This window comes from Kushneria avicenniae (genome assembly GCF_900112585.1).
Lineage (GTDB): Bacteria > Pseudomonadota > Gammaproteobacteria > Pseudomonadales > Halomonadaceae > Kushneria > Kushneria avicenniae.
On the sequence record NZ_FOLY01000003.1, the window covers coordinates 119,857 to 136,426 of the forward strand.

13 protein-coding genes are annotated in these 16,570 nt (G+C 61.2%); 5 read left to right on the plus strand and 8 right to left on the minus strand.

Translation table 11 applies throughout. From position 1 onward, the window contains the following. Window positions 1-212: 212 nt before the first annotated feature. The 3 genes from BM079_RS06990 (at window position 213) to BM079_RS07000 (ending at window position 3,747) form a co-directional block, all read left to right on the plus strand. Entirely contained in the window at window positions 213-1,253 is a 1,041-nt protein-coding gene (locus BM079_RS06990; protein WP_090132286.1) for a protein kinase family protein, read from the plus strand. 299 nt (window positions 1,254-1,552) lie between these two features. Further along, window positions 1,553-2,581 carry a lipopolysaccharide kinase InaA family protein gene (locus BM079_RS06995; RefSeq protein WP_090132287.1) on the plus strand — a complete coding sequence of 343 codons (1,029 nt, stop codon included), beginning with the start codon at window positions 1,553-1,555 and terminating at the stop codon, window positions 2,579-2,581. 83 nt (window positions 2,582-2,664) lie between these two features. Beyond that, a complete protein-coding gene (locus BM079_RS07000; protein WP_090132289.1) occupies window positions 2,665-3,747 on the plus strand; it encodes a sulfite oxidase in 1,083 nt (360 codons plus the stop codon). 9 nt (window positions 3,748-3,756) lie between these two features. Here BM079_RS07000 and BM079_RS07005 read toward each other — a convergent pair whose 3' ends face one another. The 4 genes from BM079_RS07005 to treA form a co-directional block, all read right to left on the minus strand. Further along, window positions 3,757-5,181, minus strand: a complete 1,425-nt coding sequence (locus BM079_RS07005) for an amidase (RefSeq protein WP_090132291.1) — start codon at window positions 5,179-5,181, stop codon at window positions 3,757-3,759. 125 nt (window positions 5,182-5,306) lie between these two features. Continuing rightward, a complete protein-coding gene (locus BM079_RS07010; RefSeq protein WP_090132293.1) occupies window positions 5,307-6,194 on the minus strand; it encodes a carbon-nitrogen hydrolase family protein in 888 nt (295 codons plus the stop codon). Between the two features lie 59 nt (window positions 6,195-6,253). Continuing rightward, window positions 6,254-6,838 (minus strand): GNAT family N-acetyltransferase, encoded by a 585-nt coding sequence (locus BM079_RS07015; RefSeq protein ID WP_090132295.1) that lies wholly within the window; start codon window positions 6,836-6,838, stop codon window positions 6,254-6,256. A gap of 141 nt (window positions 6,839-6,979) precedes the next feature. Continuing rightward, window positions 6,980-8,623: an alpha,alpha-trehalase TreA gene (gene treA / locus BM079_RS07020; protein WP_090132298.1), complete on the minus strand. Its 1,644-nt coding sequence runs from the start codon at window positions 8,621-8,623 to the stop codon at window positions 6,980-6,982. 287 nt (window positions 8,624-8,910) lie between these two features. Between treA and BM079_RS07025 the strand changes: the two genes are divergently transcribed. Further along, window positions 8,911-10,095, plus strand: coding sequence for an S-(hydroxymethyl)glutathione dehydrogenase/class III alcohol dehydrogenase (locus BM079_RS07025; RefSeq protein WP_090132301.1), 1,185 nt, complete (start codon window positions 8,911-8,913; stop codon window positions 10,093-10,095). Between the two features lie 135 nt (window positions 10,096-10,230). Here the strand turns inward: BM079_RS07025 and BM079_RS07030 are convergent, their stop codons facing one another. The 3 genes from BM079_RS07030 to BM079_RS07040 form a co-directional block, all read right to left on the minus strand. Continuing rightward, on the minus strand, window positions 10,231-12,003 hold the full coding sequence (locus BM079_RS07030) for a GMC family oxidoreductase (RefSeq protein WP_090132303.1): 1,773 nt from the start codon (window positions 12,001-12,003) through the stop codon (window positions 10,231-10,233). Beyond that, window positions 12,000-13,412, minus strand: a complete 1,413-nt coding sequence (locus BM079_RS07035; RefSeq protein WP_090132305.1) for a cytochrome c — start codon at window positions 13,410-13,412, stop codon at window positions 12,000-12,002. Before BM079_RS07035 ends, BM079_RS07030 begins: the two co-directional genes overlap by 4 nt. A gap of 86 nt (window positions 13,413-13,498) precedes the next feature. Then, window positions 13,499-14,185, minus strand: a complete 687-nt coding sequence (locus BM079_RS07040) for a gluconate 2-dehydrogenase subunit 3 family protein (RefSeq protein ID WP_217639648.1) — start codon at window positions 14,183-14,185, stop codon at window positions 13,499-13,501. A gap of 400 nt (window positions 14,186-14,585) precedes the next feature. Between BM079_RS07040 and BM079_RS07045 the strand changes: the two genes are divergently transcribed. Further along, the gene (locus BM079_RS07045; protein WP_139215273.1) at window positions 14,586-14,936 is read left to right on the plus strand and encodes a hypothetical protein; all 351 of its coding nucleotides are present in this window, start codon (window positions 14,586-14,588) and stop codon (window positions 14,934-14,936) included. Window positions 14,937-14,966: 30 nt separating this feature from the next. Here the strand turns inward: BM079_RS07045 and BM079_RS07050 are convergent, their stop codons facing one another. Continuing rightward, window positions 14,967-16,475 (minus strand): YifB family Mg chelatase-like AAA ATPase, encoded by a 1,509-nt coding sequence (locus BM079_RS07050; protein WP_090132312.1) that lies wholly within the window; start codon window positions 16,473-16,475, stop codon window positions 14,967-14,969. Window positions 16,476-16,570: the final 95 nt, after the last annotated feature.

The window sequence follows — 16,570 nt, forward strand, 5'->3', positions numbered from 1 at the left end:
TTATGCCCTGCCCTGCCCTGCCCCGCAGCAGGGCCTTTTCGTGTCGGCCGAAAACGAGGCGGCGACCCATCATAACGCCTCTACCATTTAATTATTAAAACCATGTTAAACCGCTCTGGACATGAACGAACAGCGTTCTTATATTGATCAAAACCTTTGCCTGTTAACGAAATTCGTGGTCCACCCACCAGGATTCATACTGGTACTTCCTCATGACCATTTCCGATCGACAGCGCCGCTGCGGACGTCCCGACGTTTTGCGGCGCCAATTTCATGGCCCCATCCGCTTTCCCGGTTCCGACTGGCAATGGTGGGTCGCCAACGAAGGGCATGCGCTGTCAGCTGCTCGTCGTATGGACGCCTTTTTGGGAAATGATCAAAACGATCAGGGGGTTAATACCCTACGTACTTTCAAGAGCCGCAGTATCTATCATCTTCACGACACGACCGGCGACTGTTTTGCAAAGCGAATTCCATTACTGACATTGAGAAAGCGGATTGGCGCGTTGACCGGCCATCAAAATGTACTGCTGGGCTTCGACCACGGTAGCGCCGAGGTCAGCAACACGCTGTTTTTGCATGAACATACCGATTATGGTCTGCCGGTGTATTGTCTGGGTGAACACATGCGACACGGCCTGCCGCTTCAACAGCTGTTGATTCAACCCTGGCTTGGGGAAAGCGTTGGGCTAAAGACCCTGTGGCAGACCACTACGCCCGAATACCGTCAACGCCTGCTGCCACATATCGAAAAACTTCTGGGCGCATTATACCGGGCTCGCCTCCTGCATCTGGATCTGCACGGCGGCAACATCATGATCGCTCAGGAAAATGCTGTCTCGAAACTGCATGTCATTGACTGCGACAAGATGGCGGTGGATGTTGCCCAGCCGCAGGTGGCGACTGCGCTTCATATCGGCAAACTGTTACGTGAACTGGAAGGCCGGAGACCCGAGCATTTTTTGCAACAGCTATCACTTGCGCGTCATATGCAGCGTCGCATTACTGGCAACCGCGATCTCAGTGAAGAGATAGATGGTGTACTGGCCATTTCGTTGCGCTACAGAATGAGCAAAACAATTTCACGACGCCGACTGGTCATGTCACCGCTCAACGCCATCGATTGCCAGGCGCTGGAAGCTCAGGCGCGACTTACCTACAAAAATGCGGATATGCCTTTTATCGACTGGCAACGGTTAAAGGACTCAAAATCCGATATGGAACATATCGTCCCCACCTTGCCGTCATACTGATGCAACTTTCATGACCGCGTTGCTCAGCAGTTTTCTCTGACTCCCCTTCCTTGTTGCCTGTTCCTTTTTTGCTTTTGCTCTTCCTGATGCAGCTCAAACATCGGGGCGCCGTGCGCGCGCATCGATTGTTAAAGAAAGATTAAAATTAATCTGGACATAAGAAAACATTGTTTCTATTCTGTGGAAACTTATCGTTAGCCTGTTAATAAATAGATCGTTTTTGCGCGCAATCAAAGGAAACCGATCTTTTTCAAGCCGTTCGTTCGGTCTTTCAACTTCAGGTAAATTTAGTTTTCATCATGTTCAAGACAGCCAAAGGTCGTCATATCGGGCGCCCTGAAGTTCTCAAGCGCCACTTTCATGGCCCCATCCGCTTTCCCGGTTCCGACTGGCAGTGGTGGCTGGCCGATGATGAGAGTGCCCATGAGGCAGCACAGCGCATGGATCACCATCTGCAAGGCAGAGAGAAAAACCGTGTCACGACCCTGCGCGAGCGCAAGGGCCGCAGCATCTTTCGTCTTCAGGGCAACCAGGGTGATTTCTTTGCCAAGGAGATTGCGCTAAAGACACTGCGCAAGCGGCTTGGTGCCTGGCTTGGAGTACAGAACACCCTCTTTGGTCATGATCACGGCAGCGCCGAGGTAGACAATACCCTGACGCTCGACAGGCGTACCCGACAGGGGCTTGAGGTGCTGTGCCTGGGGGAATATCTGCGCGGTGGTATACCGACGCGACAGCTGCTGATTCAGCCCTGGCTTGACGGCTGGATCGGTCTGGGAGATGCCTTCGAGGCCGCCGATGAACACGGGCGCCATTCGCTTTTATATCGCATGGAAGCCCTGCTCAAGGCCATGCACGACGCCCGGATCTGCCATCTGGACATCAATATCGACAACCTGATGGTGTCTACTCGGGACCACGAGACACCGCTGCGTGCCATTGACTGCGCCAAAATGGAGACGCAGGTGACCCAGCCGGCGGTTTCCACAGCGCTTCAGATCGGCAAGATGCTGCGGGAACTCTATGGTCGTGACGAAGCGGGTTTCGCGGCGCGCTACGCCCAGGCACGCGCCATGCAGCGCCGCATCGCGGGCAGGGAAGGAGACAATGACGCCACCGATACCCTGCTGGCCCTGTCCCTGCGCTATCGACTGAGCAAGAATCTGTCCCGTCGCAAGCTGGTCACCGCGTCGTTTATCAATATTGACGGCCCGGCGCTGGAGAAGCGCGTACGTGCCTCAAGCAAAAATACCGACATGCCGGCCATCGTCTGGGCGCACAGCCATCCGGCCATGTCGGATGAAGTGCCTGCCTATTCAGGCCACTGAAGTGCCCTGCGGGCATGTCCTGTCGTTAAAAGCCACTACGCTCTGGAGAGTTGCCCTTTACGGCCTTCCTGGAGCGTTTTGTCATGAGCCATCACCCCGGCATCTTCAAGCCACTGCCTGCCGAGTATTTCCGACACCCTGAAGAAGGGGGTGCCACCAATGTCGAAACCCGCCTGTCCCGCCTGCCAGGCTATCTCACCCCCAACCATCAGTTCTTCGTGCGCAGCCATTTTGATATCCCCGAGCTCAAGGCCGCTGACTGGCAGCTCACGCTCACCGGGGACGCCCTGTCACGCTCGCAGTCACTGAACCTGCATGACCTCAACCAGCTTCCACGCGTCAGCGTCATTCGCGCCATCGAATGTGCCGGCAATGCCCGTGCCTGCTTTGCCCGTGATTTCGGCAGGCCCGCCGAAGGCGCTCAGTGGGGAACGGGCGCGGTCGGCGTGGCGGAATGGAGCGGCGTACGCCTGCGCGACGTGCTGGCACTGGCGGGTCTAAAGGAAGGTGCCTTTCATGTCCGGCCCGAGGGGCTCGACAGCGGCCGTTTTGCCCGACCACTGCCCATCGACAAGGCGCTGGCCGATGACACCATCATCGCGCTGGCCATGAACGGCGAACCGCTGCCGATCGATCACGGTTTTCCGGCACGGCTGGTGGTTTCCGGATGGCTGGGCGCGGCCAGCGTCAAATGGCTGGGCCGTCTTGAGGTTTCGCGCCATGCACTGGATACGTACTGGAACACGCAGGACTACACCCTGGCCGGCCCCGACTACCCCGCCAAAGGCGAGGCCGATGGTGTGCCGATCACCACCATGCCGGTCATGAGCATGATCGAGCTGGAGGACGATGCCCGTCTGCCGTCAGGTCCCACAATCCTGCGCGGGCGGGCGCTGTCCGGCGAGGGGCAGGTCACCGCCGTTGAATACTGCCTGGATGATGGCAAGTGGCAGCACGCCACCCTGCACACGCCCGATATTGCCGGTGCATGGGTCTGCTGGTCACTGCACTGTGATCTATCGCCCGGGCAGCACACCATCAGCGCTCGGGCAACCGATAATCGGGGTCACCAACAGCCCGAGCAGGTGTCATGGAACAACCACGGCTGCTGCTACAACGCCGTGACCCGCGTCACATTTCATATCGAGGATCGCAGGTCGAAGTGACTGGCGCCCTCACGGCCGGCTTTCATTGATCCGCTCGGGAAAACGCGGCGGGAAGGCGTTCATGTACGCCCGACAGGTGCGCAGCACCCGAGCATCGTCAAAGCGGGCACCGACGATCTGAAGACCGATCGGCAGGCCGGCAGCGGTAAAACCACAGGGGACAGAGGCCGCGGGCTGCTGGGTCAGATTGAACGGATAGGAAAATGGCGTCCACTCCATCCAGTCACGCATGCCGCTGCCCGGCGGCACCTCATGGCCGACCTCGAAGGCCGCAATGGGCACGCTGGGCGTGAGGATCAGGTCATAGCTGTCCAGAAAATGATCCATATGACGGTTGAGGCGGGTGCGCATGGTCTGGGCGCGCAGCAGGTCCACGGCCGAGAAGGCCCGGCCCCATTCAGCGATTTCCAGAAGCCCCGGATCGAGCAGTTCCTTTTGCTGCGGCGTCATGTCGGCCACCTGGGTGGCCGATGCCGAGGCCCACAGGATGCGATAGGTCTCCAGCGAGCTTTCCACTTCCGGCTCGATGCGATCGACCTGCGCGCCAAGCCCTTCCAGACCCTGAGCGGCATGCCCCAGGCAGTGGGAGATCTCGTCGTCGCGTGCAGCCGTACCCAGCGCCGGACAAAAAGCAATTTTCAGATCGTCCAGCCGCCCCGCCTCATCGCACTGCTCACCCCAGTCGGCGGGCTGGCCCGGCACCGAGAAGTAGTCGTGGCCGTGAAAGCGCCCGATGACGTTGAGCATGGCAATGGCGTCATCGACCGTCCGGGTGATCGGCCCGATATGCGATAGCGATGCCATGGTGCTCGGCGGCCACTGCGGCACCCAACCATAGGTCGACTTGAAGCCGAACACGCCGGTAAAGGCCGCCGGAATGCGGATCGAGCCGCCACTGTCACCGCCCTGGTGCAGTACCCCCATGTTGAGCGCTGCCGCCACGGCCGCACCGCCGGAGGAACCGCCGGGCGTCAGGTCGGTATTCCAGGGATTGCGGGTGATGCCGGTCACGCGGCTGTCGGTGGTGGCCTTCCAGCCGAACTCGGGCGTGCAGGTCTTGCCCAGCAGGATGGCGCCAGCCTGGCGCAGAAACTGGGCCGGCGGGCCGTCGTGATCGCAGATCTCGTCACGGGTGGTCAGCGAGCCGTCGCGTACCGGCATGCCGGCGACCTCGGAAAGATCCTTCATCGAGGCGGGAATGCCATCGAGCGGCCCCAGCGGCTCGCCGCGCTGCCAGCGCGCCTCACTGTCACGGGCGGCCTTGAAGGCCTCGTCATGATCGACATGGCAAAAGGCGTTCACCTCACCGTTGAAGCGCTCGATACGCTCAAGCGCCGTCCGGGTCACCTCGACCGGCGAGGTATGCCCCGACTCGAACAGCGCGCGCAGCGTACGAGCGTCGCACAGCCCGAGATCCGTTGGCCGCTCCTGCATGCTCTCTCTCCCTGTCACGACTCGCCGGGGTACTTCAATCACGTTACCAGCGAGACCGTCAATAATGGCAAGTAGCCTTCAAGGCTAGTGCCCCGACCAGCGTCATGCCACACAGGACAGCAGGATCACTTGTCGATGATATACATCCGCTCGGGATCGAACTGCTCAGGCCAGTCGCGGCGCAGCAGCACCTGCCCTTCGTCGCGCAGGGCGGCAATGGCGGAGAGATCCAGCTCCACGTGCAGCCAGGAGCTGCGGTCGATCGTGATGTTTTCGCTCTGCGCCACCACGCCGCTGGCGGGCATGCCGATATCGGCCGGCACATAGAGCCCGGCGCGCCCGTAGTTGTAATCCAGCGCCTGCGACCAGGCCGCCTCGCCGACCGTGGGCGACACGGCGACAGCGATCTGGTTTTCCAGCGCCCGGGCGCGGGCCCCGGTGCGTACCCGGTAATAGCCCGATTCGGTATCGGTGCAGCTCGGGGAGAGAATCAGATCCACGCCCTGCTCGGCCAGCAGCCGCGCCGCCATGGGGAATTCGTTGTCATAGCAGATCAGGATGCCGAGTTTGCCCAGCGCGGTATCAAACACCTGCAGACCGCTGCCGCCTTCGATGCCCCAGTGCTCGCGCTCGAAACGCGTCATGATCAGCTTGTCCTGGGTACCGATCAGCCCGTTGGGACCATAAAGCCAGGCGCGATTGCGATAGACACCGTCGTCATCGCGCACCGGCGCGCTACCGGGGACCAGATAAATGCCGAAGCGCTTCGCCAGTGCCTCGCACTGCGCAAGCCAGTCGGGCAGCATCGCCTGCAGGGCCTCAATGGAGGCGTGCAGATCGCCGCGCACATCGGGCGGCATCTGCCCGGTCATGACCAGGCTGGCATATTCCGGCAGCACCAGAAGCTGCGCACCGCGCCGGGCGGCCTGCTCGATCAGCGACTCGAGATGCGCCTGATAGTCGTGCGCGTTTTCAAACAGCTCGATGGCGTACTGACACAGGGCCAGATGCATGGGCATTCCTCAATAAGGGGGGTAAGTCAGATGCTGACAGACAAGCGATGCATCTCACATCAATCAAGCGTTTTGAGCCAGAAGCGCAGTGTCTTGTGATCCGACACCGACGCATCAATATCCTGCCACTCGTAGCGGGCGCACAGCTCGGGGCGATGCGTGTAGCCGCGACGCTGCCAGAAACCGTCCAGCGGCTGGTAATCGGCCGGGCGCCGTGGATGATCTCCGGAGCGCTCTACGGCACAGAAGGCGGTATAGCGCAGGCCAAGCGCTCTGGCATGCGCCTCGCGCGCCTCGAAAAAGCGCACGCCCAGCCCCTGGCCACGATACTCGGGCAACAGAATCGATTCGCCGAAATAGCAGACGCAATCGACATCGAACCCCTGCTCGATGAAGGGCCGCATGAACGCTTCATCCTCGTGGGCCAGCGGCAGCGCCGTGCTCATGCCCACGACCTGCTCACCGTCGAGCACCAGCACGCAGAGGCTGTCCTCGCTTTGCGCGTAGGTCTCCAGATAGTCACGCTCATAGTCGAGCGAGCCCTCATAAAGGTAGGGGAATTCACGAAAGACCCGGATACGCAGGGCCGCCAGCGCCTCAAGCCACTGGCGGATCTGCGCACCCTGAAGATGAATCAGCTGCATTGAAACGCCTCCGCACCATATCAACGGATCGTGCAGGATAACGTACCGACGAGGGCGATGCTGCCCTGAACCGGCGCCTGTCTGTCCACAGGCGCCAGAGCGGGCATACATGAAAGCAGATGTGGATAACGCAGCCTCAACTCAGGGCGTTGAGACCGCCTGCGGATAGCGCGCTATCAGATCCAGCAGCACGCCGTTGGTCCAGCCAAAGCCGTCGACCACCTCATACTCGCCGCCCCCACCGACGCCGGGATTTTCGACGTTGTACTTTTCCACCAGCTTGCCGGTCTGGTCATAGACGCGTTGATTGGTGTCGATCCAGCGCCGGGCAATGGTCGCGGCCAGCCGCGTCTGGCCATAGCGGGACAGCCCTTCCACCGCCAGCCACTGCAGCGGCGCCCAGCCATTGGGCGCATCCCACTGCTCGCCGGTATGGCGGTTGGTGGTCACCATACCGCCGGGTCTCAACAGCTCGCGCTCGACGGCGGCGGCAGTAGCCTCGGCGCGGGGCTGATCGGCCACACCGAAGGTCAGCGGATAGACCATGGCGGCAGAGACCACCTCACTCGGACGCTGATCACGCCAGTCATAATCGGTATAAAGCCCCCGATCCGCATCCCAGAAGACCCGGTTGATCGCCTCGCGGCGCGTCTCGGCCCGCTGCTCGAACTGTCTGGCGCGCGCCTGATTACCTTCAAGCTGCCAGGCATGGGCCAGCGTCTGTTCCAGATGGAACAGCAGCGCATTGAGGTCCACCGGCAAAACGTCCCGGGTGGCGACGGTGGTCTGCTGGCTGCCATCCCGCATCCAGCGCGAGCTGAAATCCCAGCCGCTTTCGGCCGCGGCTCGCAGGTTGGCGTATACCTCGGGGGCAGGTCGGTCAGCCGCTTTCTGCGCCAGCGCAACCTCACTGGCCCAGGACTCCGGACGCGGCATGTTTTCACTGCCGTGATAGCGATTAAGCAGTGTGCCGTCTTCAAGTTTCACGACATGCGCCTGTGCCTGTCCCGGGGACAGTGTCTCGGCACCCTGCATCCAGTAGTCGTATTCCTGCTCAAGCTCGGGCAAATAACGCTGATAGACCTCATCACCATCATGCTCGGCCAGCAGCCCGACCATCGAGGCAAAGAACGGCGGCTGACTGCGGGTCAGGAAATAGGTGCGAGTGCCGTTGGGAATAAAACCGTACTGATCAATCAACCAGGCGAAATTGTCCACCATGTCGCGGACCAGATCATACCGATCACTGTGCGCCAGCCCCAGCATGGTAAAGAAGCTGTCCCAGTAGAACATCTCGTTGAAACGCCCGCCGGGGACCACGTAGCGATGCGGCAGGACCACCAGGCTGCTCCACTGCCCCTCATCGGTAGCGGCCGGGTCGCGGGTCAGATAGGGCCACAGGTTTTTAATGTGCTGATCGATCGGCGTCCCGGCCTCCTCCGACAGACGCGCCTCATTTTCGGGTGGCTCGTCGAAGTTGGCACGCACGAAGGCCTTGAGCGCCTCCCGGGAGAGCGGCCCATCGGTGGTGCGCGCCTGATAGTCCGCGACGATCGAACTCGGTTCACGCCGGGGAATCAGATCGACCACCGTCTTTTGATCGTCATAAAGCCCGGCCTCGGCAATGGCCACCATGACCGGCCCCCAGGCCCGATCCGGTGACTGCGCCGCAGTTTTGGGATCACCGCTCATCGTGTTACTTCCAGCACAGCCGACCAGCGCCCATGCCAGCATCACGCCCGCCAGAAGACGGCCTGCCCTGTTCTCTGATGCCCCTGCCCGCATGAATGACTCTCCTGTTTCTGTCACTTTTATAGTGCCCGACGATGCCGGATCTCATGGATGATGCCGGCTCCTATATTAGCGCAGCGCCCTTGAAGTGCGACTCGCCATTGGGCGTAGCGTCCGGCCACACATCGCTCAATCAGGAGAGGGATGGTGAAAACGGATTTGCACCAATAATTGTTATGTTATAACGTTTTATTTAACGGTCAATACGAGGCCGCTCCATCTCACCTGCAGGCGACATCTCAAGGGCCGCGCCGGCCCCGCCATTCCTTCGGGAGGACTTCATGAAAACGCGTGCTGCCATTGCCTGGGAACCGAATCGTCCGCTGGAGATCGAGGAGATCGATCTGGAAGGCCCCAAGGCGGGCGAAGTGCTGGTTCGTATTGTCACCACCAGCCTGTGCCATACCGACATGTTCACGCTCTCCGGCCGCGACCCGGAAGGGCTTTTCCCCTGCGTACTGGGCCATGAAGGCGTGGGCATTGTCGAAGAGATCGGCAAGGGTGTGACGTCGGTCAAGCCGGGCGATCACATCATCCCGCTGTATACCCCGGAAGATCCCGACTGCCCCTACATCCAGTCGGGCAGAACCAACCTGTGCCAGACGATCCGCAAGACCCAGGGGCAGGGTCTGATGCCGGACGGCACCAGCCGTTTCTCTTACAAGGGCAAGACCCTTCGTCACTACATGGGCACCAGCACCTTCAGCGAGTACACCGTACTGCCGGAAATCGCCGTGGCGAAAATCAACCCGGAAGCGCCGCTTTCGAAAGCCTGCGTAATGGGCTGCGCAGTACCCACCGGCATTGGCGCCGTGCGCAATACCGCAAAGGTACGCCCCGGCGATACCGTGGCCGTCTTCGGGCTCGGGGCGGTTGGCATGGCGGTGATTCAGGGCGCGAAACTGCAGGGCGCCGGGCGGGTCATCGGCATCGACGTCAATCCGGCCAAGTTTGCGCTGGCCGAATCACTGGGCGCTACCGAGTGCCTCAACCCCAACGATTACTCCGAGCCGCTGCATGAAGTGATCATCGACATGACCAACGGCGGCGTCGAATTTTCATTCGAGTGCGTGGGGAACGTCACTCTGATGCGCGCGGCGCTGGAGTGCTGCCACAAGGGCTGGGGCGAGAGCATCATCATCGGTGTGGCCGGCGCCGGCGAGGAAATCTCGACCCGCCCCTTCCAGCTGGTGACCGGACGTGTCTGGCGAGGCAGCGCCTTCGGCGGCGTGCTGGGCCGCTCCGAACTGCCCGGGATGGTCGATGAGTGGCTTTCCGGACGCTTCGAAGTCGACCCGTATATCACCCACAACATGACCCATGACCACATCAACACGGCGTTCGATCTGCTCCACCGCGGCGAGGCGATCCGCTCGGTGATTCACTACCAGCCACAGGAGACGATGACGGGCGACCTTCCCGGTATCACGCTCGGCGAGCCGCACAAGACACCCGAACCTGCCTGACTCGGGACAGCATGGGCGACTCGCCCATGCTGTCCTGCTGCGACCCTCCCTGCTCTACAACAAACGGCCCCGAAGGGCCGTTTCTGAAGACGAAGTATCTTTGGAGCAACGTCTCACTATCTTTAGATCAACATCTCACCCCTGCGACATCAGCGGCCCCGGGTTGCCCAGATAGCGCTCGCGGATGTGTTTCGCCGACCAGTAGGTCAACGCTGCCACGGTACCGGTCGGGTTGTGCTGCATGTTCTGCGGAAAGGCGCTGGCGCCCATCACGAACAGATTGTGCGCATCCCAGTGCTGCAGATAGCGGTTGAGCACCGAGGTACTCGGATCGGTCCCCATGATGGCGCCGCCGGTCAGGTGGGTAGACTGATACTTTGCGGCATCAAAGTGATCGCCGACCTGCTTGAAGTTCTCGGTGTGATAGTCCGGTTCAAGTTCCGCCACGATTTCGCGCATGCGTTCGGCCATGAACTGCGTCATGCGCATGTCATTGTCCTTCCAGTCGTAGGTCATGCGCAGCAGCGGATCACCGTGCGGGTCAGTATAGGTCGGGTCCAGATCCAGATAGACATCGCGATAGGACATATTGGTGCCGGTGGTGCCCAGCATCATGTGGTGCCCGTAGTGCTCGCTGGCATTCTTCTTCCACTCACTGCCCCAGGAAGGCGTGCCCGGCGGTACCTTCACGGCACCGATCGCCCCGCCCGGCCCCTGAGTGGTATAGATGTAGGAGCCCCCGATAAAACCGTGTTTTGCCGTATCAAAGGTATCCGGGCTGAAGTCATCGATGACCTGCCCACTGCCGCCGGCCGAGATGAAGGGGTTGAACTGGTGGCGCTTGAAGTACATGTCGATCGAGCCGGTGATCTGGTAGGAGAAATTGCGCCCCACCACACCGGTATTGGCCACCGGATCATAGGGTTGGCCGATCTGCGACAGCAGCAGCAATCGAACATTGGACAGCGGGAAGGAGGCCAGAATCACCAGCTTCGCCGGCTGGAAGATCTCCTGCCCTTCCCCATCATGATACAAGACGCCCTTGACCGTTTCCCCATCGTCGCTTTTGACGATACGGGTGACCTCGCAATTGGTGCGATAGCTGAAGTGCTCACGCTGCTTGAGCGCATCCAGAATGCAGGTCTGCGGCGAGGCCTTGGAATAGTTCAGACAGCCATAGTTACTGCAAAAGCCACAGAAGTTGCACGGCCCGAGCTGCATCCCGTACGGGTTGGTCCAGGCGCCGGATACGTTGGCCGAGGGATACGGATAGGGGTGCCAGCCGAGCTTTTTCGTCGCCTCGGTAAAGAGCGTGTCGGTCAGCGTGCGCGGCAACGGCGACAGCGGGAAGGGATTCTGGCGCGGCCCCTCGAAGGGATTCCCCCCCTCGATGGTTTCACCCTGTATATTGCCGGCCTGACCGGAGAGCCCGGCGACCTTTTCAAAAAAGTCGTAGTGCGGCTCCAGCTCCTCGTAGGTCACGCCATAATCCTGAATGGTCATGTCCTCCGGCAGGAAGCCGGGCTCAAAGGTGCGATCGGCGAAGCTCTTGAGGGCCAGCTCGTTGGGCGTGGCGCGATAGAGTACCCCGGTCCAGTGCGAGCCGGCACCGCCAACGCCATCTCCCGGATGAAAGGTCGTCCAGTGACGCTGAGGCACGGCCGTTTCGGAGGCGTTGCGCCGGATGGTGACCGTGCTCTGCTTCGGGCGCTGCATCATCTTGAGGCGCACGCCGTATTTCAGCTCATCGGCGGGCTTCGGGTAGAGGAAATCCTCCTTGGTCCGCTCGTTACCCCGCTCCAGCGCGACCACGTTGAGCCCGGCATCGGTCAGTTCCATGCCCATGATGGAGCCGGTCCAGCCAAGACCGATGATGACCGCATCCACTTCAGGTCGTGTCGTACTCATTGTTCATTATCCTTTACGTTCGGCTGTGACGCGGTCTCCGCATCGGCCTGCGCAGCCGATGTATCAGACGCGGCGGTGTCGGGATTGCCGCTGAACCCTTCACGCTTGTCCATCGAATCACGCACCTTTCGAACCGCCTCACTGGAGACCGTGCCGCCCTGATTGCCCCAGCCCTGGCGCACAAAGGTGGCCAGATCCGCCACTTCCTGATCCGACAGGCGCCAGCCAAAGCCCGGCATCATCAGGGCTTCCGGTCGTTCGGGGGTCGAAGGCAGCTGGGCGCCGGCCAGAATGGTATGAATCAGGGCCGTGGGATTGTCGGCGTTGGCCTGCGAATTGCCGGCCAGTGCCGGGAAGACACCACTGGCGCCCCTCCCGTCGGCAAAGTGACAGGCATTGCAATTGTCCAGATATAACCGCCCGCCCTCGCTCAGGTCGTCGGCCCGGGTCAACTGCTGCTCGGTCTCGCTGTCCTTTCGGGCGCTGACATGGCGCTCGCTGCCGATGGCCGTCTCATCACTGACCGGCAGCGTTTTCAGATAGGCGGCGATCGCCGACAGGTCGTCGCGCGTCATGTGCGACGTGCTGTTCTTGATCACGCTGGTCATCTCGCCGGACACGGCCGAATGGGCATTGCGACCGGTGGCCAGATAATCCGCGATGTCCTGCTCGCGCCAGCCGGCCACACCGAGATGGTCCTCTCCCTTGCCACGCAGCCCCGGTGCCAGCCAGTCATTGAGATTGGCCCCGGCCAGATACTCATCGCCATCGTCATCGTTGAGGGCCTTTTCCTGCTGGAATAGGCCGCGCGGCGTGTGGCAACTGCCACAGTGACCCAGCCCTTCGACCAGATAACGCCCCCGGTTGATCTTCTCGCTGTCCTGGTCATCCGGCTCGAAAGGCTTTTGATCGGCGAACAGCCAGTTCCAGCCACTGATGCCCCAGCGCTGATTGAAGGGGAAGCTCAGGTCGGTGGTTTGCGGCTGGTGGTCGTTGGGGGCCACGCCATGCATGAAATAGACGTACAGGGCGTGAATGTCGTCATCCGTCAGTCTGGCGTAGGAGGGATAGGGCATGGCCGGATAGAGATTGGCACCATCGGCGCGCTTGCCCTGGCGCAGGGCCGCGGCGAACTCGGCTTCACTGTAATTGCCGATGCCCGCCTGCTTGTCCGGCGTAATATTGGTGGAGTAGATCGTCCCGAAGGGGCTTTCGATGCCCAGCCCACCGGCAAAGTCATCGCCGCCCGGCGCGGTATGACAGGCCACGCAATCGCCGGCACGCGACAGATAGGCCCCGCGCTCGATCGTGTCCTGATCACCATGGCCTTTTGTTTGCTCATCGGCCTGCACTACGGTAGCCGTCAGCATCAGGGCCAGACCGCCGGCATACATCAATTGATTGATCATTTCTGGAAGTCCTGTCTGCCTGAGGGCACGCGAACCGTGAAGCCTTGTCACATGGTGGGAACGTTCCCATCCTTGAGCTGACCACATCAGCCACGCTCCCCGGAAAGACTTACCGGCCCCAGCGGATAGTCACGATCGTATTGATCGACCCATTCGCGGAAACTGGCGCGCGCCCCTGTAAAACCAAGCAGTTTCCAACCCACCATATGGCGGTTGCCGCCGTAGATCGGATCGGCCAGGAACCCCTCTTTGGTGTTTTGCAGAAGAAACGAGAAAAAGGTTTTGCTGGGCAGGTCCTGTACACCCAGTCGGGCGAAATCGGGCGTGCCCTTTTCAAGCGCCCTCAATACCGTTTCCTGATCGTCCCGGGACAGCGCCGTAAAGTCACGATCAAAGCGCTGGCGGCAATAATCGTTGGTGGCGCGAATACCCAATCGATAAATATCCGCCGGGGTATGCGGCAGTTGGTACCCAAGCGCTTCATCGGCATCGACATGGAAGGGGCCTTCCATGTACCAGTCATCGGCACGGCCGTAGCTGCCTGCCAGTTCCTTGTCGATAAATACCGGTACATGCGCTTCCAGCGCGCCGGGGCCATGCTCATCACGCGGGATCAGGCGATCAGTGGCGGCCAGAATGAACTGCCACTGCGAATCTTCAAAAAACATCGGCTGATAATCGCTCAGCGCCGGTACACCACTGTCGGCATACGCATTAAACGCCACGCTGCTACCTATACTGACGGCCGGTATCGTCAGCAGAGACCGGCGCATGAAATCGCGCCGTTTCATATTGTCAGGTTCATTTGTCATCGGTCTTCCTCATTATTCTTTCCATGACCCATCAACGGCCAGGGCTTTGCCAATGCCCATGATACAGAAAACCTAAATGTAGCTTAACGACAGAAAACCATCTTTTTCTGTCAAACCGGGCATCGAAGACAACATCGACGACCCCCGCTCTCCTTTCGGCGCCTTTCCCTTCTCGCTTTTCCCTTCTCGCCTTTCTCTTCTCGCCTTTCTCTTCTCGCCTTTCCCTTCTTAAAGTGGCGAAGTTGCCTGGTCGATAACTTCCCTACCGGACGCAGTCATTGCGTCCCCGGACGGCAGCCGTAACGGCTCGAGCCGTTTCCACGACCGGCCGCTACAGCCATCCATGCCGAAGGAGATGCGCTTGAACATGAAAGCCGTACTGGCAGGCACCCTCCTGCTGAGCAGTTCATTCAACGCCGTCGCTGCAGGCTATATCAGTGATGAGTTCAACACGCCCGGCAGTCAGGCCGTCGCGATTTATACCTGCGCGGTCACCGGCACTGAAAAGGGATTCGAGCCCGAGGCGTTTGATATCCTGCGATCGGCCTTCCAGCAGAGAGGCGCCAACATGAAAAGTCGCCAGGCGGCGAACCTGAAGGCGGATGCCTACCGCTGGTATGAAAGCGAGCAGGGCCACTTCGACTTCGAAAGCTACTGGCACAGCCAGTGTGCGCTGGTGTTTGACCGTATGGCGCGGGCCCTCAACGCCTGACACCGACAGGTATCAGGCCGCAGCGCCGCGTCATTGAACGCCCCGCCCCATCATGCGGTCGAGCTGGCGATAGCCGATCGCCTCCATCAGGGCACTCTTCTCCACTCTGCCCTCACCGTTCAGGTCCGCGATGGTCCGCGCCACCTTGAGCACCCGGTGATAGGCCCGTGCGGAGAGATTCAGCCGTGCCAGCACGCCGGAAAGCCAGCTGCGTTCGTCTTCCCCCAGTGCGCAGGCGGCTTCCAGTTCGCTGGTGGAAAGATGGGCGTTGAGCCCACCACGGGCGTACTGAATCTTCCGAGCGGCCATCACGCGCTCGCGCACGATGTCGGAGCTTTCCCCCTGCGTGTTGGCGGTGAGCTGATCGGCGGGCAGCGCGGGGACTTCGATCTGCAGATCGATGCGGTCGAGCAGCGGGCCGGAAAGCCGTGCCTGGTAGCGCTGGATCTGATTGGGGGTACAGCTGCACTGCTGGCGCGGATCGCCCAGATGGCCGCAGGGACACGGATTCATGGCAGCCACGAGTTGAAACCGCGCCGGGTACTCGCGCTGATGGCTGGCGCGGGCGATATGGACGCGACCGGACTCCAGCGGCTCGCGCATGGCTTCCAGCACCTTGCGATCAAACTCCGGCAGCTCATCAAGAAAGAGCACGCCCTGGTGCGCCAGCGAGATTTCCCCCGGCCGAGGGCGAGAGCCGCCGCCTACCAGCGCCGCGGGGCTGGCGCCGTGATGCGGAGCGCGAAACGGCCGCTGCCCCCAGCGCTCGAGAATATCAAGCCCGCAGACCGAGCGAATCGCTGCCACTTCCAGACACTCGCTTTCGGTCAGCGGCGGCAGAATCCCGGCCAGCCGACTCGCCAGCATGGTCTTGCCGGTACCGGGCGGGCCGGCAAAGAGCAGATTATGACCACCGGCTGCCGCGACCTCCAGCGCTCGACGCGCCTGATGCTGACCGCGAACATCGCAAAGATCCGCCGCCGCAAGGGTCGCGGCCGGCGGTTCGGTCAGCTGGTGCGGGGCAATGCGCCGCTCCCCGGTGAGATGGGCCACCACCTCCAGCAGATTGGAAACCGGCAGGACCTCCAGATTGCCGGCCAGTGCCGCTTCATCGGCATTGGCCGCCGGCAGCAACAGCTGACGCCCGGCATCGGTCACTGCCAGCGCAGCCGGCAGCACGCCAGTGACGGCCCGCAACTGACCGTCGAGGGCCAGCTCGCCCAGACATTCCAGATTACCGATCGCCTCCTGCGGGATCTGCCCGGAGGCGACCAGAATGCCGAGCGCGATCGGCAGGTCAAAACGCCCGCCCTCCTTGGGCAGATCGGCCGGCGCAAGATTGAGCGTGATGCGCTTGGCAGGAAACTCGAAGCCGGCATTGATCAGGGCACTGCGCACCCGCTCGCGGCTCTCCTTCACCGCCGCCTCGGGCAGCCCCACAATCGCCAGACCCGGCAGCCCGTTGGAGAGATGCACCTCGACCACGACTTCAGGGGCCGCCAGCCCGACGCTGGCTCGGGTGGGGATGATCGCAAGCATTCAGGACTCCAGACAGGATGATCGGCACGCCGCCTCCCGCAGCGTGCATTAGACATCCCTTTAGCATCGGCTGTAACAGGCGCGACTTTAATCGC

Bases quoted from the DNA above. Each gene is read 5' to 3' on its own strand.
- BM079_RS07000 (WP_090132289.1), top strand. From the start codon at position 2,665: ATGAGCCATCACCCCGGCATCTTCAAGCCACTGCCTGCCGAGTATTTC.
- BM079_RS07030 (WP_090132303.1), bottom strand. From the start codon at position 12,003: ATGAGTACGACACGACCTGAAGTGGATGCGGTCATCATCGGTCTTGGC.
- BM079_RS07035 (WP_090132305.1), bottom strand. From the start codon at position 13,412: ATGATCAATCAATTGATGTATGCCGGCGGTCTGGCCCTGATGCTGACG.
- BM079_RS07040 (WP_217639648.1), bottom strand. From the start codon at position 14,185: ATGCGCCGGTCTCTGCTGACGATACCGGCCGTCAGTATAGGTAGCAGC.
- treA (WP_090132298.1), bottom strand. From the start codon at position 8,623: ATGCGGGCAGGGGCATCAGAGAACAGGGCAGGCCGTCTTCTGGCGGGC.
- BM079_RS06990 (WP_090132286.1), top strand. From the start codon at position 213: ATGACCATTTCCGATCGACAGCGCCGCTGCGGACGTCCCGACGTTTTG.
- BM079_RS06995 (WP_090132287.1), top strand. From the start codon at position 1,553: ATGTTCAAGACAGCCAAAGGTCGTCATATCGGGCGCCCTGAAGTTCTC.
- BM079_RS07005 (WP_090132291.1), bottom strand. From the start codon at position 5,181: ATGCAGGAGCGGCCAACGGATCTCGGGCTGTGCGACGCTCGTACGCTG.
- BM079_RS07050 (WP_090132312.1), bottom strand. From the start codon at position 16,475: ATGCTTGCGATCATCCCCACCCGAGCCAGCGTCGGGCTGGCGGCCCCT.
- BM079_RS07010 (WP_090132293.1), bottom strand. From the start codon at position 6,194: ATGCATCTGGCCCTGTGTCAGTACGCCATCGAGCTGTTTGAAAACGCG.
- BM079_RS07015 (WP_090132295.1), bottom strand. From the start codon at position 6,838: ATGCAGCTGATTCATCTTCAGGGTGCGCAGATCCGCCAGTGGCTTGAG.
- BM079_RS07025 (WP_090132301.1), top strand. From the start codon at position 8,911: ATGAAAACGCGTGCTGCCATTGCCTGGGAACCGAATCGTCCGCTGGAG.